The organism is Pseudomonas sp. Ant30-3, from assembly GCF_000690905.1.
Classification (GTDB): domain Bacteria; phylum Pseudomonadota; class Gammaproteobacteria; order Pseudomonadales; family Pseudomonadaceae; genus Aquipseudomonas.
In genome coordinates this window covers 11,363-33,631 of sequence record NZ_JMCL01000081.1, presented here as the reverse complement: position 1 = coordinate 33,631, position 22,269 = coordinate 11,363, and the positions used below count along the sequence as shown (strand labels likewise).

The window sequence follows — 22,269 nt, the reverse complement described above, 5'->3', positions numbered from 1 at the left end:
CACAGTGGTTTATAAGGCGACGCGATTGCGTCCTTGAGACTTGGCCCGGTACAACGCCTGATCGGCGCGTTGCAACAATTGGTCGAAATGATCCATGGTCTGCGGGTCCAGCTCGGCGACCCCGATACTCAGAGTGACAAAGGGCGATACCGTCGAGCCACTGTGTGGCAATTCGCGCGCAGCCAGGCTTGCGCACAGTCGTTGTGCAGCGTTGCAGGCCTGCTCGGCATTGATGTTCGGCAAGACCACTACGAATTCCTCGCCGCCGACTCGGGCAGCCAGTTCACCCGAGCGTCCGAAGACCCCCCTCAGGGTTTCCGCGACCTGTTTGAGGCACTCGTCACCCTGCATGTGGCCGTAGGTGTCGTTGTAAAACTTGAAGAAATCGACGTCACACATGAGCACCGCCAGCGGTGTTTTGTGACGCATGGCACGGCGGAATTCCACATCCTTCAGTTCGTCGAAATAGCGACGGTTGGCCAGCCCGGTCAGCGCATCGTGACGCGACAAGGCTTCGAGAGACTGATTAGCGGCCTTCAATTGCGCGGTACGCGCTTCGACCAGTTCGGCCAGATGATCGCGGCTGGAGGCAATGGCCAGTTCATCCGAACGCTGGCGCTCCAAATGGGCGTGAAGATTGTCCTGAAGCTCATTCACCTGGAATTCGAGCAGGCCCAGCTCGTCCTGACGCCGCACCGAGCGATGCAGCCTGAGGTGATTGCCGAGGGACTGTGGCGCAAGCTCGCCCAGATGCCGTGCAATGTGGACGACATGCACGGTCACCAAACGATTGAACATGGTCATGATCAGCCCGGCCAGCAGCAACGACTGAATCACCTGAGTGATAACGATGCCGCGCGCTTCGCCCCAAAGACGCTCCCGAAGCAAATTGGCGTCACCTTCGATTGTTAGCTCGCCGACAATTTCGTGAGCTCCCGCGTAAGGCTGCGCAACGAGCTGGCGATGCAACACCGGCGCCTTGTCCGACGAAGCGTCGGCGTACTTCTTCAGTTCAATGACTTCAGCTGATTGACCGGGCCGCGGGATGTTCAGCACCACACGCCCGACGGGCGCGGCGCTGGCGACGCTGGCGAGCTGCTTGTTCAGCGATTCACGGTCCATTTCCCAGATGGCATGCGACAAAGTGTTCTGGAACACCTGATCGATCAGGACGAGCTCCGAATTCATGTCCGCCAGATTGCTTTCCCAAGCGATCCATGTGCGCAACGAGACCATCGCCAACGTAAAAAGCAGACAAAACAAAAGCGTCGCCATGACCAGGCGACGCCCTAGCGAACTGAACTTCATTGCCTTGGTTTCCTGGGCTGAAGTTTCTTCAGATGTGCGCTCGAGATTGTCCACCCGGTCATAACCACTTGCGCATAATGGCGTCATAAACGCCATTGCGCCGGATGGTTGCCAGGCCTGAACGGAATTTCTCAACGGTCTGAACTGGGGTATTGCGGCTGAACGCCATGCTCAAGCCCTCCTCACTGGTGAGGTCCGGAAGCGGCAGGGAACGGATCAGCACCTTGTCCGGGTCCTCGCCATTCTGGCGGGTCAGGTACAGCGCGTTAAGCTCGTTGGAAATCCACAGCTCGACGTGATCGACCTTGAGCTTGCGGTAATTGTGTTCGTACTTGGTGCTCGACTGCAGTTCCTCACCGATACGAAAACCTTTCGAAATCAGATATTGCTCGCCCACATCCTGATTGACCGTGGCGATCTGATGACCGCGAGCATCGCTCAACGTGTTGAGTTTTACCGGCCGCTCAGCCAGTGAAAAGATGTACCACTGAGTCGGCGCAATCGCCCCTACCCATTGAAAAAGCTGCTCGCGTGCAGGCGTGCGAGCGATCGAATAAATCAGCACATTGCTTTCATTGAGTGCCAGCTCATACGCACGCGCCCAGGGCATAGGCTGGATCGACGCTTCAACGCCAATCTCCTTGAGCACGGCCTGAACCACCTCGGTGCTCATGCCAGTCACCTGGCCATTCTGCGTCATGTTATAGGGTGGCAACTCTTCCGTGACGATCCGCAGTGCAGGCTCGGCGTAGGCGGCCGGCGCTAACTCGCAGGCAGCCAGCAGCGTGAGCACGCTGGACATCAGTAGGCGGTAAAGGGGCGAAGCCATAGACGATTACCTGGATTGACTCAAAACAGCAGGCGAGGCTGGGAGCCGTCGACATAGTTGTTATCGGCCGTGGTGGCGCGGGCTTGAGTACCGTCGGCCGAGGGTGGGTGCACCTGGGGGCACGAAAGAATTGGAACGGCGGCTTTTCCCCTTGGCGGCACTCACTTGAGCCGGCACCCAGGTAGTTGCTCGGCGCACTGTTCAGGATTTTTTTCTGGAGCGAAATGCTGCCACCTTCATGCGGTTGCCGCAGGTCGCCATGCTGCACCAGCGGCGGCGGTGGGATTTGGTCAGATCGTGGAACAACAGCTCGCAGTCCTGGGCCTCGCATTGGCGGACGAACTGAAACTTATCGCCGGTGACCAGCCCCACCAAAGACTCGGCCACAGGTGCGAGCAGGCTTGCCGGGCTCCTGTCCCGCGGGTAAACCGCCACTCGGTACGCCCGCACTTCTTCATCCCATGCCAGCACCCTGGCAGGGCGACCCTCTTCAAGCACCTGGTTGATCACGCCGAGATCTGCAGGAACGCCATTCATCGCAGCGCGCACCACCACCCGTAAACACTCGCGAAGCTTGAGTGCTGAATCCAGCAGTCCACATGCATTTGTCTGGACGGTTCCTTCCGGCAAAAGCCCAGCCATCTCCAGCCAGCCCTCCACGCTTTGTTCATCGGTAAGGCAGTCCTGATGTCGGTCATCTACTCCGTATTCGGTATTGATGAAATCCAGTGCGAGGTTGTCGCCAAGGAAGAGCGCGTGAAACGAAGTACGGTCAGGATTCATGGTGTTTGTAACCCCTTAAAAGTTATTTGACAGGTTACCAAAATACTCTGTAACCTTCAAATGCGCACTTCAGAGGTTACGCGAGAGTTTCATGCCTCGCCTCTAGGACACCGGCCACTTCGTGCTGGTAACCCACAGCGGAAATCAGGAGAACACCATGCAGAACGTCAACCCGTCGGCAAACACCACGTTCGTCACAGCCGCCCGAGCAGTTGCGCTAGCGGGGGTGGTATTGCCCTTGCTGATGATCGGCGTGCTGAAATTCACCCAAATCGAGGTAGAAGCGCTCAAACCCTTGATAAACGGCACACCTTGGCTCGCTTGGCTCTATCTGGTTTTTGGGGAAGTGGGCACGTCTTACCTGCTGGGTGTTGTCGAGATGATCACCGCTGCCTTGCTCGTCGCGTCAGTCTGGTCAGCGCGCGCCGCTGTCGTCGGCGGTCTTCTCGGCACCCTGACGTTTCTTACGACTGTCTCGACCATGATGGCACTCCCGGTATGGGAACAGGCATCCGGCAGCTTTCCCTGGCTGAACGCCCTCGGCACATTCCTGATCAAGGACATCGCTCTCTTGGGTATTTCGCTAGTGGTCATGGCTGAAGGCGTTGCCCGTTTACGCGCGAAGCGTGCGCTTTAAAGCGCCGAGTGCTAAAGAATGTTTATCGGCAACAATGGCCCCTAAAAAGGGCGAGCACAGTTCGTTACGTAATGCGCTTGATCTACCCTTATCCCAGCGATCACCCATGATCGCACCAGCCCAGGAACTCATGATGCGTAACCATGCGCGGCTCTATCTCGCGGCCACACTGACAGCTGCCCTGTTTACCGGTGCAACCTATCCGCTGTCTTCCGTTGCAGGGCAATCGTCACAGACATCGACCGTAGCGGCTGGTTCGACACCTAAACCAGCACTCGCAGGCATCTACGCCTTCAACCTGGGCAAGTTCCGCATTACCGCTCTGAGCGACGGGACGCTGCCACTGGATCTGCATCCACTGCTCAGAGGCATCAGTCCAAAGCAGATCGACGCACTGCTGCAACGCGGGTTTGCTCGCAACCCGCTGGAGACGTCTATCAATGCTTACCTTATCGATACGGGCTCGCGCGTGATACTGGTCGATACCGGCGCTGGTGAGTTGTTTGGCAAGGTGGGTGGAAAGCTTCCCGACAGCCTCGCTGCCGCGGGTTATCAGCCGGCACAGATCAGCGATGTGCTGATCACCCACATCCATACCGATCACTCCGGCGGCCTGACGCGCAGCGGGCAAATGATGTTTCCCAATGCGACCATCCACGTCGGTCAGGCCGACGTCGATTTCTTTCTGGATCGCGCCAATCTGGAAAAGGGCTTGAAGCCGGCGCATCTGGAAGAAGCGTTGAAGACCGTTGGCCCCTACCAGCGTGCAGGCAAACTGAAGACATTCGCTGCCCAATCGGAAATCATTACGGGCATCACGGCCATTCCCACGCCGGGACATACCCCGGGCCACAGCTTTTTTCGGGTTGAAAGCGAAGGCGAGAGTATCGATTTCTGGGGCGATATCATGCACGTCGGCCTCATCCAGTTCGCGCGCCCAGAGGTGACTATCACCTTCGACGTCGACCAGAACACTGCTCGCGCCCAGCGGCTGGACCAGTTCGAGACCGCCGCAAATGAACAGCGTTTGTCAGCGGTCGCGCACTTGCCATTTCCGGGCATAGGTCACATTCGGCGCGAAGCCGGCAAGTATGAATGGGTGCCCGTGCAATACCGCAATCGCGACTGATGTTGCACGCTTGGGCCACAACTGCACAGGACGCAACACAGCGCGAATGGCTCCCCCGCTACGGCGGGGCCCACAGCGATACAACTCGGTAGTTTGTTTCAATAGGCGAGCCGCTAATGGCTAGAGGAAACTTCTAAAATTTCGCAGCCCAACGTTTGAATGCCCGTCTGCCGCGAAGAACGCCCCATGACAGGAAAAGTCCAGCGCCGCTGGATACGATGAACAGCGCGATGATCTGCAGTAAATACAAACTGAAGCGCCATGGCTGCTCGTCAAAGACGGAATGCTCGGTGATCCTGTGGTGACGCAGGCCTGTGATCGCATCAAATTGCCAAATGGTCAGCGCGTTGAATATCTCCTCCACTAGCGCCCAAGAGGCGAGCAGGAACACCAGCGCACCGATGAAACAGTAAATGCGGATTCGATACCCTGGAATCATAACGGCTCACTTTCCATAATCTGCCGACAACGCTATTGAATTTTCAACGCGGAATTCAGGCTCAATTAAGTCTCAGCAGCCGGACGCGGTCAACGATAATCACCGTAAACGTCCGCAGAGGAGATCTGGCATGAGGATTAGCGTTAGGCCACCGCTTTGTCTACAGGATTAGGGTGACCAAATTGTTAGCTGGACTGCGGAGTAGTCAGCGGCCATTCGACACCACCCACCGCGTTCTGCGACATTACCCTCTGCCACTCTTAGAGGGATCTCTTGCAATGGACAGCACTCCGACATTTACCACCCCCCGCTTGCTTCTCACCCCGCTACAACTAACCGACGCACCCGATATCCAGCAACTGTTCGCGCACTGGGAAGTGGTCCGCTACCTCGACAGCCGTGTGCCATGGCCCTACCCGGCTGACGGCGCGTTGACTTACGTGCGTGACATCGCATTGCCGGGCATCGCGGCGGGACGCGAGTGGCACTGGATGATTCGTCTGCGCGAGGCACCGACGCAAAGCATCGGCAGCATCAGTTTGTACGATCAGCCCGGCAACAACCGAGGCTTTTGGCTGGCGCCGCAATGGCAGGGAAAAGGCTACATCCGTGAAGCCTGTGAAGTGATCAATGCCTACTGGTTTGAAGAGCTGGCGCGCCCGGTCATGCAAGTGCCGAAGGCGGTGGAAAACCAAACATCGCGCAAGGTCTCTCTGCACGAAGGCATGCGAATGATCGAGACGCGGGAGGGCCAGTTTGTCTCGGGGCCGATGCTCAAGGAGATCTGGGAGATGACGCGCGCGGAGTGGTTCGGCAGAGGCTGCCGCTGACGCCGTGAAGCTAGATACCAAGGGAACAAGTTTCACGTCTGGCCTTCCTGCTGGAATGAAAAGCTGCGCCTACTGGCGGTTGCGAGAGTCATGAGCTTCCAGCTGACTTGGAAAAAATGGCACAACAGGGTTGTGCCATGGGTTGTTGTCATTTGGCGAAGACCTGGCTCATATCCTTGAAAGCCTTGAATTCGAGGGCGTTACCGCACGGATCGAACAGGAACATTGTGGCTTGTTCACCCACCTGTCCCTGGAAGCGGATGTAAGGTTCAATCACAAATCTGGTATCTAAAGACTTCAACCGCTCTGCGAGTGCTTCCCACTCTTCCCAACCGAGGATGATCCCGAAATGCGGAACAGGCACGTCGTGTCCATCCACGGCGTTACTGTGAACGCTTTCTTGCGAGGCGGTTTTGGGATGCTCATGGATCACCAGTTGGTGACCGTAGAAGTTAAAGTCGACCCATTGATTGCTGGACCGGCCCTCCTCCAGACCGAAAACCTCGCCGTAAAAGGTGCGGGCTGCGGCCAGGTCGTAAACGGGGATTGCGAGGTGGAAAGGCGAGAGGCTCATCGGAACTCCAATAATCGTTTTTGTTGGGGTACAGCGCAGCAGCGCCTGACTGATGATCGCGCGAAACGCGATGTTTCGAGCTTAGGCGTCCCGCCGACATCGATCCAGCGTGTTTGGCTTTGCCGGAGGATGGGATCATCGTAGGCCGGAAAATCAACCAACGTGACATCGGGCTCGTGCACAGGCCGCGCCATGGCTTCTCCGAACAAGTACAAGTACTGGCGCAACTTATCCGCGAGCAGATGAAAACTGGCAGTGAAAGTTTTTTTCGGCAAACGCGCGTGGTGATTTGATGCCAGTCGCGTTCATTCGTGACTGCACGTGACGGAGAGCCCACTGTGCTCCCGCAAGACTCTAATCTTCGAGAAAAGTTAGAATTTATTAACTACTAATTTTATTTGTTAAAACAATCAGTTGGTTTCGTATAGCTCGGCTAAATCTGGATAAAAGGCATTTTTTTGACAAGCCCCGTTTGACAGTTCATTAAGACTGGTCAATAACTAAAACAGTCAATCCAGCAATCACATGCGTGGGAATTGCCGATTCAACGCTCTTCCCCAGAGCGACCTCCGTAAACCGTTATCTACAAGATCCCCAGCAAGGACCATGCGGTAGCTTTGTCCGGGTACTCCCCCTTTAGCCAAACTCTCTCCGACTACCCCTGACATTTCCGACAGGCCACCCTGCTTCAGTCATCTGACAGGTCGTTTCAACGCGATCTAGCCATGGCGTAATAAAAGGAGTAACCCATGTCAGACCAAGCCGCCCCTTTATCGCCTACCGTCTGCGTCGTGATCCCGATGTACAACGGCGCCGCCAGCATTGAGCAGACACTGGCGTCCCTGATCGATCAAACCCGACTGCCGGATCACGTCATTGTCATCGACGACGGTTCCACCGATGACGGGCCGCAGCGTGTAAGAGACTTTGTGGCGCCGTTTCGCCTGACGCTGTTGCAGCAAGCCAACGAAGGCCAGTCCAGCGCCCGCAACCACGGGCTGCGGCATGCTGAAGAGACTTTTGTGGCAATGCTGGATGCCGATGACCAGTGGCTCCCGCAAAAGCTGGAGCTGCAACTGGCCCTGTATGACGAACTCACTCGTCAAGGACGGCCGGTGGGATTGATCGATTGCTACGCGCAGGTCAACTACAGCGACGGTCGGCGGCAGTTGGACAACATTCGCAAGAACGGCCGGCATTTCTTCGATTTCATCTACGCCAACGTTGTTAATGGCGTATCCACCGCGCTGGTCAAGCGCGACGTGATCATGCAACTCGGCGGCTTCGATGCCAGCCTGCGTTACTCTGAAGATCGTTACATGTGGACGCGCATCGCCGAACACTGGGAGATCCACACAGTGCCGCAAGTGCTATTGGAGCGCACGGTGAATAGCGGCAACATGACCGCGCAACCGAAGAAGTATTATCAAAACAAGATAAAGTTCATCGAAGTGTATCTTGACCGCTACGGCGAACAGCTGAGCAAGCAACAACGGATTGATTTCGTGCTGGGTAATCACACCGACTTTCTCAATGCGTTTTCCCGCAGAGCCGAACATGCCGAGGTCATCGGCGTGTATCGGAAAATGCTGGAATATTCCTGGCAAACGTTGTTCTTCGACAGCTGCAAACCGACCTTGCGCTACCTGTATGCCTGCGCCCGAACATTGCGCAAGGCAACAGCGTCGACTGCTGCTCAATGAACCAGAACTCATCCGCTTGACTCCCCGCAACCTTCACCCGCTTGCCCTTAGCAAAGCGCCTGCGTGCATTCCCCGCACGTGGCGAACAAGAGGTCCGTCGCCATGCGCGACCTGCTCTTTGCGCACTTTTATCTTGTGTTAACCCCTTCTATGGCGTCGTAGCTTTCCTCTTTCTCCATCCCTCCCTGATTGAACAGCTCTGGGTGACAGGTGCACGGTACATCTGCACCCAAAGCTGCTGTGAGCTAAATAAAACCAAAGCTACGAACTTTTACTGCCGGTGTTGCCGAAGCCAATAGCACTGTCAGGTGCATCATGTTCGCCCATAGCGAAAGCTGGACCCTCAAGGTGATACACCGTCGGTTCTTCCGAAAAATAATCCTGCAAGCCCTCCATGAATAGCCGATGGTCTTCACTTTCTTCGAAGCCCGGCGTGTGATCTTCAAGTGATTGCCAGCGCACGATCAGGTTGAACCGGTGTGGAGTTTCGATACCTTGCGCGAGCACATGACCGCGATAACCCTTTGCACGGCTGAGCAATGGAGCAACTTTGGCAAATGCACTTCTAAAATGTGTGAAGTGTTCTTCGCGCACAGGGAGCACAGCGATTTCGTAAATCATGGCATGCCTCTTAATGACTTTTGCGGTTAGAAAATATGCACGTGCAACAGGTGCCTATGGCGCAACTGAAATGGCGATTTTTCCCTGGAGCCCGTTATCGCGACTTTCCAGGCGAGCATGGGCGAGCGGAATGTCGGCAAGCGAATAAACGGCGCCAACATGCGGCCGCAGCTGGCCGCGCTCTATCAAGGCGCTCAACTCATCCAGCTTGCCGCGGTTTTGTCTGGTGAAGACGAAGTGATAACTGGCGTTCTTGCCCCAGGCCTGAACGACGTTTTGCGGCTGTGCGATGTCCACAATCGAGACAACCCGGCCAAGTTGTGCGAGTGCATCGGGGCTGCGCGACAAGGTGTTGCCACCGATGGTATCGAACACGACATCGACTCCGCGGCCAGCCGTCTCCCGCATGATGACGTCGACATAATCTTCTTTTTCATAGTCGATCATCACGTCGGCACCCAAGCTTTTTGCGAACTCGAAGTTTGCTTCACGCACGGTCGTGAACACCCTTGCGCCAATGGCTTTTGCCATTTGAATCGCGACATGACCGACGCCTCCCGCGCCGCCATGTATCAGGATGCTTTCTCCCACTCTGAGGGCCGCGCGGACCACCAGTGCTTCCCACGCCGTACCGCCGACCAAGGTCAGGCTTGCCGCCTCAAGATGGCTGAGCGAGGCAGGCTTTCTTGCGACAATGCTTTCGTGAGCAACGTGGTACTCGGCATAACTTCCTGGCCCGTCGAATATTTGCGGTGTGTACCAGACTTCGTCTCCAGGCGCGAAGGACGTCCCACCCGGCCCGACGGCTTCAACAACTCCGGAAACGTCGTGGCCTGTAATGGTCGGCAATTGCACCAGGTCTGGATAATCGCCACGTCGCACCTGGAAATCCAAGGGGTTGATGGAGGTTGCATGTACCCGGACCAGGACCTGCCCCGCTTGCGGAACGGGTGTGGGCACCTCGCTGAGTTCGAACGATTCCGGCCCGCCAAATGACTTGAGCAATAATGCTTTCATTTTTCAATCCTCATTTCGGTAAAAAGGGATATCGAGATTTCTCGATATCATTGGTTAAAAAATTTTTACGGTCCTCCCCCGCGGCGAGAACGCTGAGCGGTGATGGGTGAACCTGATGCGACTTGCCTTGCGTGTTGCTCCATACCGATAGTAATACCTCATTTCGATAAACAGGGATATCGGGATTTGTCGATATCACGTGTTAAAAAAATCCTACAACTCTTTGCCTATTATCTCCGCCAGCATCTTGATAGCTGCTTCATTGCGCTTGTAGTAGGTCCACTGACCGATGCGCCGGACTTCGACCAGGCCCACTCGTTGCAGCGTCGCAAGATAATCGGACACGGTCGACTGCGAAAGCCCGACGCCTTCCTGAATGCTGCTGACGCAGACCCCCACCGTATGAACGTCACCTTCATCCTGCGGCGGAAAGTGCTTGGCGGGATCCTTCAGGCCTTTCAGGATTTCGAGTCGTGTACGGTTCGAGAGCGCTTTAAATATTTCGAGTAATTCCATGCGCCGATGATATCGACATTTCTCGATATGTCAATCCATCCCTCTCCTCCCCGTCACCTATCGAGGCGATAGTCCCATCTCTAATCTTCACAAGCACTGCCCCAGATTGGGCTACGAGGTGGTTGGTGTGGATTCGGAGTTAATAAGGCGGTGTGGAAGCCGTGATGGTCTACCGCTAACCCGAAGTGCCTCGTGACTTGATAGACGTCTACAGGATGCGCTGCTCATAAGTCACCTGGTCGTCGGCAACGGCTGGAATTCGCCGCGCTCCAGGCTTTGCACCCGGTTGCCCATGGCGTCCGTTGCATTGAGATCCGCGCCTTTGGCTACCAGTGATTCAAGAATATCTTTGCGGTGGAACAGCGCCGCGTACATGGCGGCCGTCTGACCAGCGTTATTGCGTTGATCGGGCGCGCAGTCAGCGGCGACCAGTTGCCGAGCGATGCTGAGTTCGCCTTTGAAAATCGCCCCCATCAATGCCGTGTTGCCCCTTAGATCTTTGGCGCAGGGATCCGCACCAGCGTTTAGCAGTCGGGTTACGGTAGGTTGTTGGCCGTGGTAAGCGGCGAGAATCAGTGCGGTATAGCCTTTTTCGTCCTGAACGTTCAGATCGAACCTGGCATTGATGAACTCGTTGAGCATGTCTTGGCGGCCGTCTCGGGCGGCCTGGAAAAACAGCTCCCTAAGTTGTGCCTGGGTATCGGCGGCGTTGCGGGTCTCTGACGGGCTGGCGTGGGCCGTGCCCGCAGTGACACACAGCAGCAAAGCATAAAGGGTTCTGCGCATGTGATGTCCTCCAAATGCCCCGACCCGCCGTGCAAACGGGCCGGGGTGGTCGGTCAGTCCTTCAGTGCAGCGGCCAGTTGCTTGACCTTGGCCAGATCGCCCTTGGCAACCTCGGCTACGCCAGTGCCGTATTCCGGATCTGCCTTGTAGAGGAACGACAGCATGATGTTTTTGCTTTCGGTATCGGTGGTCGCCAGCGATTCACCAAAGCTCTGAATCAGGTCCTTGCGGTCCTTCTCGCTGTAGGAACGATACAAGTCGCCCGCCTGCTTGAAGTTTTGCTCGCGCTGGGTCTTCGCCTGTTGTGTGCTGCCGGACAATGGCAGTTGGCTGTAGCGCGCCTCTTCAACCGCTGGACGCGGATTGAGTCGGCTTGGCTCGTAGTTCACGCCGGTCGTGGTGTGCCCGGTATTGAGCGTGCCGTCCTGATTGCCGTTGTTGACCTTGACCCGAGGAGCGTTGATGGGAAGGCTCAGCACGTTAGTGCCCACGCGATAGAGCTGCGTGTCAGCGTAGGAAAATACCCGGCCTTGCAGCAGGCGATCTTCCGAGGGCTCAATACCCGGCACGACGTTGGCGGGTGCCATGGCGACCTGCTCGGTTTCCTGGAAGAAGTTGCCCACGTTTTTGTTCAAGACCATCTGGCCGATTTTGCGCTCGGGAATACCTGGCCAGATTTTGGTGGCGTCCAGCGGGTCAAAGTCGAACTTTGCCAAGTCGTCAGGCTTGACCACCTGAACGTACAGGTCCCACTTGGGAAACTCGCCCTTATTGATGGCAGCAACCAGATCGTTGGTCAGGTGACTGTAATCCTTGGACTGCACTTCAGCCACCTGCTTTGGATCCAGGTTTTTCAGGCCCTGCAGGCTTTTCCAGTGAAACTTCACATAGTTGACTTCGCCCTTGGCGTTCACCAGTTTGTAGGCGTGCACGCCGTTGCCGTCCATCGTGCGATAGCTGGCTGGTGTGCCTTCGTTGGAGTACAGCAAAGTCAACGTGCGCGTGGCTTCCGGGACGTGGGAGAAGAAGTCGAAACGTCGCGAATCGTCATCCAGGTTGGTGCGCGGGTCAGGCTTGAAAGCGTGGACCATGTCCGGGAACTTGATCGCGTCGCGGATGAAAAACGTCGGGAAGTTATTACCGACCAGGTCCCAATTGCCGTCGGCAGTGTAGAACTTGGTGGCAAAGCCGCGGGGATCACGCAGGGTTTCAGGGGAGTGATTGCCGTGGACGACGGCTGAAAACCGCACGAATACCGGGGTGTGCTCGCCTTTGCGGAAGACCTTGGCCTTGCTCAGATCAGAGGCGTCGTCGGAAGCAACAAATTCGCCATGCACGCCAGTACCGCGCGCATGCACTACACGCTCCGGAATGCGTTCACGATCGAAGCGCTGGAGTTTCTGCAGCAATTGCACATCTTGCAACAGGATCGGGCCTGTTGGTCCTGCGGTCTGGGAGTTCTGGTTATCGCCGACGGCGGCGCCGTTGTCGCGGGTCAGGGTGTCTGCGTAAGCTGCAGAACTGACTATCAGGCTTGCGCCAATCAGGCTGGCAGCAATTGGGGAGCGGCGTAAATACATCTCGGACTCTCTCTGTTTTTGGTTGTTCTGAGAGTTCAAGCCTAGGGTTCAAGCACGCCATTGCTGAATTATTTCTGACTATGTGTTTGATAAATTAACAAATATTGACGAACGCCCAGTCTGCAAGTCCCGGAAGTCGGTCAGAGGAGTGCAGGCTGTAGCTGAAATGACGCGCCCACGATGCCTGCACCAAAGACAACGACCCCTTTGCCATGACCATTTCCCATACCGACCTCCCGGCTGTCGATGTTCCGAAGGTACGACAGCTGGATGATTTCAGGACATGGCAACCTGATAGTTCAGGGCTCTGTTGGAGTGCCTGCTTCTCCCTCCTTTACAACCAAAACCCTTTATGCGGTTCGCTAGCCTCCTCTTCCAGCATCGGCCCCAACACACTGACCTTGCGCTGGCCCTTGGCAAACACTTCCCTGCACGGCAAGGCAAACGTCGGGTTCTCCGGATGGTCCCCCGTCAGTCCCAATAATGCATGTTCTGACAATGCGTAAACGACTCGGCCGATCCCGGTCCAATACACCGCGCCGGCACACATGCAGCAGGGCTCGGCGCTGGTGTACAGCGTGCACAGTTCGAGCTCTTCAGGAGATAACCGTTTGGCAGCGGCAGCCGCTGCGAGCAGTTCGGCGTGCTGCGTAGGATCGCCCTCCGGCGGCATCGAATTGTTCCCCGCTTCGACAATCACCTTGCCGTTGCGGTCAGCCACCAACGCGGCGAACGGATGTCGGCCGCGCTCTTTCGAAGCCTGCGACAATGCGATGGTCTGGCGCAGCAACGCCAGGTCCTGTTCGCTGACCCCGGCCGGGATGAGTTGAGTGAATTGATTCATGGGATAACTCCTGGGCAGTGGAAAAACAACAGATCAATCGGCCAGTTCAGCCGATGAGGCGCCGACGTTGTTGTCGGTCGATATTTTTTTATTGTTGAGCAGTACGTTGAGCAAAATGGCGGTGATTGCACCGAGAAAAATCCCGCTGTCCAGCACCAGTTTCAGCGTGGGCCCGACGTGTTCGAACAACGCAGGGAAGGACATCGGCAGCACGCCGACACTGACCGAGACCGCGACGATGATGCCGTTGCGCGTGCCTTCGAATTGCACCCGCGACAGTTCCTGAATCCCGGCCACCGTGGTCATGCCGAACATCACGATTGCGCAACCACCCAACACCGGAGTGGGCACCGCCGCGATCAATGCGCCGAGCTTTGGGAACAACCCCATCAGCACCATGATTGCCCCGGCAGCGGCCACGACGAAGCGGCTTTTGACGTTGGAGAGCGCAATCAAACCGGTGTTTTGAGTAAACGCGTTGTACGGAAAACTGTTGAAAAAGCCACCGAGCATGGTCGACAGACCGTCAGCGCGGAAGGCATTGCCGAGGGTTTGTTGGGTGGTCGGCTTGCCGGTTAGTTTGCCGATGGCCAGGCAGTTGCCGGTGGTCTCGGCCATGATCACCAGCATCGCCAGGGTCATGATCAGAATCGGCACCAGAGAAAATTCCGGCGCACCGAATGCCATCGGCGCGCTCAGTTCAAACCACGCCGCTTCACTCACCCGACTGAATTGAGTCATGCCACAGGCTGCAGCGATCAAGCTGCCGACGAACAAACCGATGAGCACACTGAGGTTGCCGAGGAAGCCTCTGCACTTGGCGTAGACCACCAGCGTGACACTGACGGTGGCCAGGCCCAGCAACAGATTGGCGGGGCTGCCGAAATCTACCGCGTCGGGATTGCCGCCGCCCAGCCAGATCGCGGCGGCCGGCATCAGCGAGATACCGATGATGGTGATCAGACTGCCAATGACCACCGGCGGAAAGAATCGCAGCAGGCGGCTGAACACCGGTGCAAGTGCAATAGTAATGAAGCCTGCGGCAATCACCGCACCGAAGATCTGACTGAGCCCGAACTCCTTGCTGATCATGATCATCGGCGCCAGCGCAATGAACGAGCAGCCCTGAATCAGCGGCAACCGCGCGCCGAATTTCCAGAAGCCTATCGTTTGAATCAACGTCGCCACGCCGGACGTCAGCAGGTTGGCATTGATCAGCAAAACGATCTGCGCCGAGGTCAGCCCCATCGCACTGCCCAATATCAGCGGCACGGCCACTGCCCCCGCGTACATCACCAGCACATGCTGCAGGCCGAACGTGAACAACTGCCGCAGGGGCAAAATTTCGTCCACCGGATGAATGCGTTGTGTATTCATGTCACAAGCTCCTGAAGGTGCGGCATTGGTTGTGATCGCGGGCATTCTCAAGGCGGGGAAAGGTCGATGCGGCCCCGAGGATCGATTGACGCGAGGCCATAGTTGAGCGTTTTAAGCGATGAAACAAATTGGCAACCATCGCTTTTTTCGATGGCATCGAAGCGGCACAATCCAGCATTCGTCATCAGGCTTGGGGGTACACCAAATGCGCTTCTCACTCGATCAACTGTTGATGTTTGTCCAAGTGGTCAAAAGCGGATCGTTCTCCGCCGCCGGCCGTAAACTGGGCAAGACGCAATCAACCATCAGCGCCGCGATTGCCAACCTCGAGACCGACCTGGGCGTCGATCTGTTCGACCGCACCAACCGCAGCCCTGCCCTCACCGCCAGCGGCCACAAATTGCTGATCCAGGCCGAAGCCGTACTCGAGCGCTGCATGACGTTCGAGGCACACGCCGAATGCCTGTCGGAAAACGTCGAACCCAGCCTGACGCTGGCCATTGAAACGCCTTACGGGCCGATCATGCCGGTGCTTCAGGCCTTCGAGCAGGCGTTTCCCTTCGTCGACCTGATCATTCGCCATCCGGTGCACGGCGACGTCAGTGAACTGGTAAGCAGTGGCGAGGCCGTGCTCGGCGTGGCGTTTTCACAACCGGGCTATCCCAAGGAGCTGGCGTTTCAGCAATTGGGCAAATTGATCATGCTGCACGTCTGTCACCCCGACCATCCGCTGGCGCAACTCGACACCGTCACGTTCGATGACCTGCACGTGCATCGACGCCTGGCCTTCAGCGCCCACGCGAGCAAATTGCCCAGCAGCGAATACCTGCGCTCCACCCAGTTGTGGCAAGCGGAAAGCTACCTGGCGCTGCTGGAAATGGTCCGCGCCGCGCTCGGCTGGGCCACCCTGCCCCGGCAACTTATCCAGCGTGAACTGGCGAAAGGCGAACTGGTGGAGCTGCAACTCTCGGCCTACCCGCACACCGACTGGCAGATCGGCGTCGACCTTTTATGGGCGCGCCAACGGCCCTTGGGCAAGGCCGAGCGCTGGCTGAAGGAAAAATTGCAGGGCAATAAAGTGTATGAACTGGACCGCAACGGGCAGATCACTACGTTGTGACGGTCAGCCCGCACACTGATGAAACCACTCATGCACAACGATCATGATCCGCTAATTCAACACTCAGCCGCATTACTGCAGCTCGGAATACGCCGCAGCAGCCTGCTCGAACGTCTGCTCCGCCCGCGGGTTCCACTGCACGCCTGAGCGAGCCTTGACACCCGGCTTCAATTGCTGGTTGTCGTCGTAATCTTCACGGGGATGGAAGTACAGCGGCTGGACCTGATCAAGGTTGCTCAAGCGTTCGGCGTATGCCCGCAAATATTGCTCACGTTCCGTTTCGCAAACCTGCGCGGGCATCCAGGCGGCGAACGGCGGCAGGACGGCAAAACCGGTATAGGCCAGGATGCCGTTATGAATAGGCCAAAGAATATGATGCAAGTCGCCGTCGACCCCGCTGGGCGTATACAGGCTGCTGGCCGTCCCCGTCGTCAGGCAGAGCATGGCCCGCTTGCCTTTGAGCAAGCCTGATCCGTACTTGTGCCCGGAGGAATACGCAAAGCTGCGGCTCAGTACCCGGTCCACCCAACCCTTGAGAATGGCTGGCATCGAAAACCACCACACGGGAAACTGGAAGATCACCAGATCCGCCCAGGCAACCTTCGCTTGCTCCAGCTTGACGTCATTACTGAGGCTGTCATTGGCGAATGCATGTTCTTGTTCGCGCGATAGATCGAGATAGTCTGGGTCGGCTCTTTCCCCTGTAAAATCGCCGCCATCGAGTCCGGCCTTCCAGCCCATCGCGTAGAGATCGCTCACCTGGATCTCATGGCCGAGATTGCTGAGTGTCCTGGCTGCAACGTCCTTCAAAGCGCCATTGAAAGAACGCGGTTCGGGATGGGCAAATACGATCAAGGTTTTCATGGGTGCATCTTCTCCTGGAGGATTTTCACGATGTGACACGGCGGACATTTTCTTGGGTCTGGCCGACGGCTTTGCTGAGATTCACCACGAGCAGTCCGGCAACGCTCAGACCTGCCCCGAGCAGGAAGCCGAGACTTATCTGGTCATCCAGCCACAGATATCCCATCACCACGCCGAACAGCGGAGTCATGAAGGCCATCACCCCCAGCCGAGCCGCCAGATAGCGGCGCAGCATCCAGAACCAGATCAGGTAGCTGGTGACCGATACCATGACGGTCTGGAAAGCCATGCTGGCCAGTGCTTGAGGGGTGAAGTGGATCACGCTTTGGCCCGACCAAAGTGCCAAGGGCAGCAACAGCAGAAAGGCCCCTGCCAGTTGGTAGAAAAGGGTCTGGGTTGCGGGTGCTTCACTTAGCCGGCTGGTGCGAACCGCTACTGTCGTAAACCCCCACGAGGCGCCCGCGCACAACCCCAGCAAATCTCCAAAGGTGCTGGCCGTGCCGGTTTGTTCTGCGCCCTTCGCGCCCGGCGCAAGAAAGATGACGGCAATGCCGGCGAACGCCAAAGCCATTCCCATCCATTGCACGGGGGCGAGTCGTTCTTCTGGCAAGCGCAGGTGCAGGCCGATGGCGGCGAACAACGGTGCCGTGTAGAGGAAAACCGCCATGTGCGAAGCACTCGTCCAGCGCAGGCCCTCGGCGATAAACATGAATTCGGCTGCGAATAAAACACCCACCACCAGCCCGGAGCGATGCCAGACGCGCGACAACCACGCCTCGCGCATCAGCCACTGGCCGATGAACCACACCAGCACGGCAGCGATTCCCGAGCGCAAAGCCACTTGCATCATCGGCGAAATGTCACCGGCAACCGCTTTCATCGCCACCTGCTGAGCGCCCCACACAACGCACAGCACCAGCATGATCGCCGTCGCAAAACCATCCACCGGCGTTCTCACTGATGATCCCTCGATGATGGGTAGAGCATGTCCTCGGCGGTTTTGTCGTCAAACCAGGTAACACGTACAACGGGCATGGGCAGATCCTCGGCGTATTTTGGAAGTGGGGTGCTTTAACGCGCTGCATCCATTGTGGGAAAGTCCGCAAGCCGCTACAAATGATGTGTTCTAACGCTATGGAAGAGAAAAACTGCGCCATGAGAGCTGATACCCCCCTCAAAGCTATCGCCTGTTTTGACGCGGTGATGCGCACCGGCAGCTTCAGCACCGCGGCCAGCCAGTTATTCGTGACGCCCGGCGCGGTCGGGCAGCAGATCAAAAAACTGGAGGCCTGGCTGGGAACACCATTGTTCGTGCGCAGCGTCCGCAAGCTGCAACCCACGAACGAAGCACTCAACTATTGGGAGCAAGTGAAACCGGCACTACGACAGCTGGAAACAGCGAGCCGGGCCGTGCGCAGTCTCAGTGATCGGCAGGTTCGGTTAAGCCTCCCACCCGCCTTTGCCAATTCATGGTTTGCCAAACGGATGCCGTCATTCACCCAGAGCCATCCGGAACTGCAATTGCATCTGAGTGCTTCCACCGAGCCAGTGGATTTCAATGACGCCACATGCGATCTGGCGGTGCGGCATTTCGATGGCAATGCTCGCGATGTACAGGCGCAGCTGTTATTGCCAGACGCGGTGCGGGTCTATTGCAGCCCGGCGTACTTTCAGCGGAAAGTACTGGACAGCTTTGATGCGTTGCCAACTGCAACATTCCTGTATACGACCTCTCACGCCTACTGGCCTCAGTGGTTCGCAGCGGTGGGATTGACCTTCGAAGGGTTTGGCAACGGCATGAAGTTCGATCAGTCCGAGCTGGCAATCGATGCCGCGCGTCGCGACCAAGGGCTGGTCCTGACCAGTCCCTGGCTGGTCGAGGAAGATGTCGAACGAGGGCGACTCATGCCGGTATTCGATTCTGTTTTGCAGACGGGCAAAGGCTATTACCTGGTGCAAGCTCAGGATGTCGTGCTCGGTGGCGCCGCTGCGCAATTTCGCCAATGGCTATGTGATGCGGCGCAACTCGCTGTGCAGGAGAGCAAGCCTGGCGAGTGAGCGGGTTCAGTTATCGTCACCCATCATGGAACCAGGCAGCGACCGCTCAGCCAGTGTCGGCACGACGCCGACCCACCCCGCCCCTGGCCATAACTGGTTGGGAGCTTTGCTGTTTGAAACCTGGCAAAGGTCAACAATCGAAGGTAATGGCGATCGCCGCCACCTCACATTCATAAAACCGTAACAAGAATGTTGCAAAGTTCGGGAGCCCGTTATCACATGGAACTCCTTCGATGAAAAGTTTGATGAAGTCTGCAGCGCTGGCCATTACGGTTTCTCTTTGTGCCACCTCAGTGTCTTTTGCCGCAGAAAGCGTGCGCCTGACTGGCTCCGGCGCGAGTTTTCCGGCCCCGATCTACCTGACCTGGTTCAAGGATTTCAGCAAGAAAACCGCTGGCGTCACCGTGGATTACCAATCCAAGGGCAGCGGCGCGGGTGTGCAGGACTTCCTGAACAAAACCGTCGATTTCGCCGCCAGTGACTCGGCGATGAAAGACGAAGACATCGCCAAGGTTGCCGAAGGCGCGCAACTGCTGCCAATGACGGCGGGCGAGATTGTCCTGGCCTACAACCTGCCAGGCAGCCCTAAAGGGCTGAAACTGCCGCGCGATGTTTACTCCAACATCTTCCTTGGCAAGATCACTAAATGGAACGACCCGCAGATCGTCGCGGCCAACCCGGAGCTGAAGCTGCCTGACATGCCGATCACGGTTGTAGTGCGTGCAGACTCCAGCGGTACTACTGCGGTGTTCACCAAGCACGTTGCGGCCATCAATCCAGAGTTCAAAACTGCGCTGGGTGAAGGCAACACCGTCAACTGGCCAGCCAGCGACAAATTCATCAAATCGCCGAAAAACGATGGTGTGACCGCCACCGTTCGCCAGACCCCGGGCGCGATCGGCTACATCGAGTACGGCTTTGCAAAACTGGCCAAGGTTGACTTCGCCCAGCTGCAGAACAAGGCCGGCCACTACGTTGTGCCTAACGCAGAAAGCGGTGCCGAGGCTCTGGCCGCGGTGAAAATGCCGGAAAGCCTGGTGGCCTGGTTGCCGGATCCGGACGGTGCCAAGTCGTACCCGATCACTTCCTACACCTGGATGATCTTCCGCAAGAAGAATGAAAATCCGGCCAAGGCCAAAGCCATGCGCGAGATGGTTGAGTACAGCCTGACCGAAGGTCAGAAAATCGCCGACTCGATGGGCTACATCCCTCTGCCGCCGTCGGTTGTCGACCAGGTTCGCAAAGCTTCCGCCAACATCCAGTAACGCTCGTGAGGCCGCTCTCGGTGTGGGCTGTCAGCCCCGCCGGGAGAGTTCCCCCCCTTGTTCCGGAATTAGCCCATGAACCAACCTTTTGTCGTACCGGTTAACCCGGACTCCGCCTGCCAACCACCCTCTACCAAGGATTTCATGGTTGACCGCACCTTCCGTGCGCTTGCGCGAATTGGTGTGATACTGATTCTGGCGGTGGTATTTGCCTTGGTGTTCGAGGTGGGACGCAAGGCACTTCCAGGCATGGAAAAGCACGGTTTTGACGTGCTGTTCGGCAGCGTCTGGGACGTTAACCAAGGCAAGTACGGCATCCTGCCGGCCATCTGGGGCACGCTCTACAGCGCTTTCATCGCGCTGCTGATCGCGGGCTTTTTTGGCGTCAGCATGGCGATATTCCTGACTCAGGATTTCCTGCCCGCGAAACTGGCAGCCGTCTTTCGCACCATCGTTGAATTACTCGCGGCAATCCCCAGCGTCGTTTATGGGCTGTGGGGGATTTACGTAGTGATCCCGGCCATTCGGCCGCTGACCACCTGGTTGAACACTGAACTGGGCTGGATCCCGTTTTTCGGCACGTCCTTGAGCGGTCCGGGTTTACTCCCGGCCGCGCTGGTACTGGCCATCATGATTCTGCCGACCATCGCCGCCGTTTCCCAGGACGCCCTCACCGGCGTACCGATGAAAACCAAACAGGCCGCGTATGGCATGGGCACCACCCACTGGGAAGCGATTCTCAAGGTCATGGTGCCTTCCGCTGCCACCGGCATCTTCGGCTCCCTGGTCCTGGGCCTCGGCCGAGCACTGGGTGAAACCATGGCCCTGGCCATGCTCGTCGGCAACGCGAACAACATTTCGCTTTCTCTGTTTGCTCCGGCCAACACGCTGGCGGCCCTGCTGGCGCTGAACTTCCCCGAAGCCGGCCCCAACGAAATCGAAGTGTTGATGTACGCCGCGCTGGTGCTGATGGTGATCACGCTGCTGGTGAACATCCTCGGTTCCATGATCATGGTTTATGCCCAACGTGGTACCAAATAATGACTAACCTCACCTCCCCTATCACCGCCATGCCAAGCCTGCAGCGCAAGTTCGAAGGCCGCGCCCTGCGCAGCCTGGTGCTGACCACGCTGGTCTGGGCTGGCGCTCTGTTAGCCAGCGTGCCGTTGATTTCCGTGCTCTACATGCTGATAACGCGCGGCGGTGCTCGCCTGAGCCTGGAAGTTTTCACCCAACTGCCACCGACCGGATTCGAGACGGGCGGCGGTTTCGGTAACGCGATGGCGGGCACCTTTGTCATGGTTGGCATCGCGGCAGCCATCGCGGTGCCGGTCGGCATCATGGCGGCGATCTTCCTGGCCGAACTCGGGCCGGACAGCAAACTGGCCAACGCTTCACGCTTTGCCGCCAAGATGCTCACGGGCCTGCCGTCGATTCTGGCCGGGGTTTTTGCCTACGCCCTGGTGGTGATGACCACCGGTACCTACTCGGCACCGGCGGGTGGCGTTGCACTGGCGGTACTGATGCTGCCGATCGTTGTGCTCACCGCTGAAGAGTCGATGAGGATGGTGCCCAAGGTCATGAAGGACGCCGCCTACGGCATGGGCTGCACCCGCTCGCAGGTGATCTGGAAAATCGTTTTGCCCACCGGCATGCCGGCCATCCTGACCGGCGTCATGTTGGCCGTGGCACGCGCCGCAGGCGAAACCGCCCCACTGCTGTTTACCGCGTTGTTCAGCAATTACTGGATCTACCACGAAGGTAGCCTGGAGGTCATGAATCCGACGGCATCGCTTGCCGTCCTGATTTACAACTTCTCCGGTATGCCGTTCGACAACCAGCTCGAGCTCGCATGGGCGGCCTCGCTGGTGTTGGTGATGATCGTATTGGTCGTGAACATTGTCAGCCGTATTTTCGGCAAGCCCAAGTATTGATAACGGGAGCACCTGAATCTTGAACGTATCATCTGCGCAAATAGCCGCTCCGTTT

General features: G+C 57.4%; 23 protein-coding genes. 9 read left to right on the top strand and 14 right to left on the bottom strand.

From position 1 onward, the window contains the following. Positions 1 to 9: 9 nt before the first annotated feature. The 3 genes from DU29_RS0119485 to DU29_RS0119475 all read right to left on the bottom strand — a co-directional run bounded on the left by DU29_RS0119485 (position 10) and on the right by DU29_RS0119475 (position 2,920). Positions 10 to 1,308 (bottom strand): diguanylate cyclase, encoded by a 1,299-nt coding sequence (locus tag DU29_RS0119485; protein ID WP_050483141.1) that lies wholly within the window; start codon positions 1,306 to 1,308, stop codon positions 10 to 12. A 58-nt stretch (positions 1,309 to 1,366) separates the two neighbouring features. Beyond that, complete coding sequence (locus DU29_RS0119480) at positions 1,367 to 2,137, bottom strand: substrate-binding periplasmic protein (protein WP_028623187.1); 771 nt, start codon at positions 2,135 to 2,137, stop codon at positions 1,367 to 1,369. 201 nt (positions 2,138 to 2,338) lie between these two features. After that, a complete protein-coding gene (locus DU29_RS0119475) occupies positions 2,339 to 2,920 on the bottom strand; it encodes a CGNR zinc finger domain-containing protein (RefSeq protein ID WP_028623186.1) in 582 nt (193 codons plus the stop codon). A 157-nt stretch (positions 2,921 to 3,077) separates the two neighbouring features. Here DU29_RS0119475 and DU29_RS01000000130200 point away from each other — a divergent pair, with 157 nt between their 5' ends. Both DU29_RS01000000130200 and DU29_RS0119465 read left to right on the top strand, forming a co-directional pair. Beyond that, a complete protein-coding gene (locus tag DU29_RS01000000130200) occupies positions 3,078 to 3,557 on the top strand; it encodes a DUF417 family protein (RefSeq protein ID WP_050483140.1) in 480 nt (159 codons plus the stop codon). 106 nt (positions 3,558 to 3,663) lie between these two features. Continuing rightward, positions 3,664 to 4,686 carry an MBL fold metallo-hydrolase gene (locus DU29_RS0119465; RefSeq protein ID WP_236645630.1) on the top strand — a complete coding sequence of 341 codons (1,023 nt, stop codon included), beginning with the start codon at positions 3,664 to 3,666 and terminating at the stop codon, positions 4,684 to 4,686. Positions 4,687 to 4,819: 133 nt separating this feature from the next. Here DU29_RS0119465 and DU29_RS0119460 read toward each other — a convergent pair whose 3' ends face one another. Beyond that, positions 4,820 to 5,125 (bottom strand): hypothetical protein, encoded by a 306-nt coding sequence (locus DU29_RS0119460; RefSeq protein WP_028623184.1) that lies wholly within the window; start codon positions 5,123 to 5,125, stop codon positions 4,820 to 4,822. 278 nt (positions 5,126 to 5,403) lie between these two features. On the opposite strand from DU29_RS0119460, the gene DU29_RS0119455 reads away from it, so the two are divergent. Then, the gene (locus tag DU29_RS0119455) at positions 5,404 to 5,955 is read left to right on the top strand and encodes a GNAT family N-acetyltransferase (RefSeq protein WP_028623183.1); all 552 of its coding nucleotides are present in this window, start codon (positions 5,404 to 5,406) and stop codon (positions 5,953 to 5,955) included. A gap of 148 nt (positions 5,956 to 6,103) precedes the next feature. On the opposite strand, the gene DU29_RS0119450 is transcribed toward DU29_RS0119455, so the two are convergent. Next, entirely contained in the window at positions 6,104 to 6,529 is a 426-nt protein-coding gene (locus tag DU29_RS0119450) for a VOC family protein (protein WP_028623182.1), read from the bottom strand. Between the two features lie 749 nt (positions 6,530 to 7,278). Here DU29_RS0119450 and DU29_RS0119440 point away from each other — a divergent pair. Beyond that, entirely contained in the window at positions 7,279 to 8,232 is a 954-nt protein-coding gene (locus DU29_RS0119440; RefSeq protein ID WP_028623180.1) for a glycosyltransferase family 2 protein, read from the top strand. A gap of 261 nt (positions 8,233 to 8,493) precedes the next feature. On the opposite strand, the gene DU29_RS0119435 is transcribed toward DU29_RS0119440, so the two are convergent. The 7 genes from DU29_RS0119435 to DU29_RS0119405 all read right to left on the bottom strand — a co-directional run bounded on the left by DU29_RS0119435 (position 8,494) and on the right by DU29_RS0119405 (position 14,973). Next, a complete protein-coding gene (locus DU29_RS0119435; protein WP_028623179.1) occupies positions 8,494 to 8,853 on the bottom strand; it encodes an antibiotic biosynthesis monooxygenase family protein in 360 nt (119 codons plus the stop codon). 54 nt (positions 8,854 to 8,907) lie between these two features. Then, positions 8,908 to 9,870 (bottom strand): zinc-dependent alcohol dehydrogenase family protein, encoded by a 963-nt coding sequence (locus DU29_RS0119430; protein ID WP_028623178.1) that lies wholly within the window; start codon positions 9,868 to 9,870, stop codon positions 8,908 to 8,910. Between the two features lie 213 nt (positions 9,871 to 10,083). Beyond that, a complete protein-coding gene (locus DU29_RS0119425) occupies positions 10,084 to 10,386 on the bottom strand; it encodes an ArsR/SmtB family transcription factor (protein ID WP_028623177.1) in 303 nt (100 codons plus the stop codon). A 231-nt stretch (positions 10,387 to 10,617) separates the two neighbouring features. Next, positions 10,618 to 11,172, bottom strand: coding sequence for an ankyrin repeat domain-containing protein (locus tag DU29_RS0119420; protein ID WP_028623176.1), 555 nt, complete (start codon positions 11,170 to 11,172; stop codon positions 10,618 to 10,620). A gap of 53 nt (positions 11,173 to 11,225) precedes the next feature. After that, complete coding sequence (katB, locus tag DU29_RS0119415; protein ID WP_081832516.1) at positions 11,226 to 12,752, bottom strand: catalase KatB; 1,527 nt, start codon at positions 12,750 to 12,752, stop codon at positions 11,226 to 11,228. A gap of 334 nt (positions 12,753 to 13,086) precedes the next feature. Beyond that, positions 13,087 to 13,596, bottom strand: a complete 510-nt coding sequence (locus tag DU29_RS0119410; RefSeq protein ID WP_028623174.1) for a nucleoside deaminase — start codon at positions 13,594 to 13,596, stop codon at positions 13,087 to 13,089. 33 nt (positions 13,597 to 13,629) lie between these two features. Then, a complete protein-coding gene (locus tag DU29_RS0119405; protein WP_028623173.1) occupies positions 13,630 to 14,973 on the bottom strand; it encodes a nucleobase:cation symporter-2 family protein in 1,344 nt (447 codons plus the stop codon). 205 nt (positions 14,974 to 15,178) lie between these two features. Between DU29_RS0119405 and DU29_RS0119400 the strand changes: the two genes are divergently transcribed. Further along, complete coding sequence (locus DU29_RS0119400) at positions 15,179 to 16,093, top strand: LysR family transcriptional regulator (RefSeq protein ID WP_028623172.1); 915 nt, start codon at positions 15,179 to 15,181, stop codon at positions 16,091 to 16,093. A 72-nt stretch (positions 16,094 to 16,165) separates the two neighbouring features. Here DU29_RS0119400 and DU29_RS0119395 read toward each other — a convergent pair whose 3' ends face one another. Continuing rightward, positions 16,166 to 16,957 carry an NAD(P)H-dependent oxidoreductase gene (locus tag DU29_RS0119395; RefSeq protein ID WP_028623171.1) on the bottom strand — a complete coding sequence of 264 codons (792 nt, stop codon included), beginning with the start codon at positions 16,955 to 16,957 and terminating at the stop codon, positions 16,166 to 16,168. 25 nt (positions 16,958 to 16,982) lie between these two features. Further along, positions 16,983 to 17,879 (bottom strand): DMT family transporter, encoded by an 897-nt coding sequence (locus DU29_RS0119390; RefSeq protein ID WP_050483145.1) that lies wholly within the window; start codon positions 17,877 to 17,879, stop codon positions 16,983 to 16,985. Positions 17,880 to 18,112: 233 nt separating this feature from the next. On the opposite strand from DU29_RS0119390, the gene DU29_RS0119385 reads away from it, so the two are divergent. From DU29_RS0119385 to pstA, 4 genes are all read left to right on the top strand, one after another. Further along, positions 18,113 to 19,015, top strand: a complete 903-nt coding sequence (locus tag DU29_RS0119385) for a LysR substrate-binding domain-containing protein (RefSeq protein WP_033050711.1) — start codon at positions 18,113 to 18,115, stop codon at positions 19,013 to 19,015. Positions 19,016 to 19,248: 233 nt separating this feature from the next. Continuing rightward, entirely contained in the window at positions 19,249 to 20,280 is a 1,032-nt protein-coding gene (gene pstS / locus DU29_RS0119380) for a phosphate ABC transporter substrate-binding protein PstS (protein WP_028623168.1), read from the top strand. A 75-nt stretch (positions 20,281 to 20,355) separates the two neighbouring features. Beyond that, complete coding sequence (gene pstC, locus DU29_RS0119375; protein WP_028623167.1) at positions 20,356 to 21,321, top strand: phosphate ABC transporter permease subunit PstC; 966 nt, start codon at positions 20,356 to 20,358, stop codon at positions 21,319 to 21,321. Then, positions 21,321 to 22,214 carry a phosphate ABC transporter permease PstA gene (gene pstA, locus DU29_RS0119370; protein WP_028623166.1) on the top strand — a complete coding sequence of 298 codons (894 nt, stop codon included), beginning with the start codon at positions 21,321 to 21,323 and terminating at the stop codon, positions 22,212 to 22,214. The genes pstC and pstA overlap by 1 nt, the downstream gene beginning before the upstream one ends. Positions 22,215 to 22,269 lie beyond the last annotated feature (55 nt).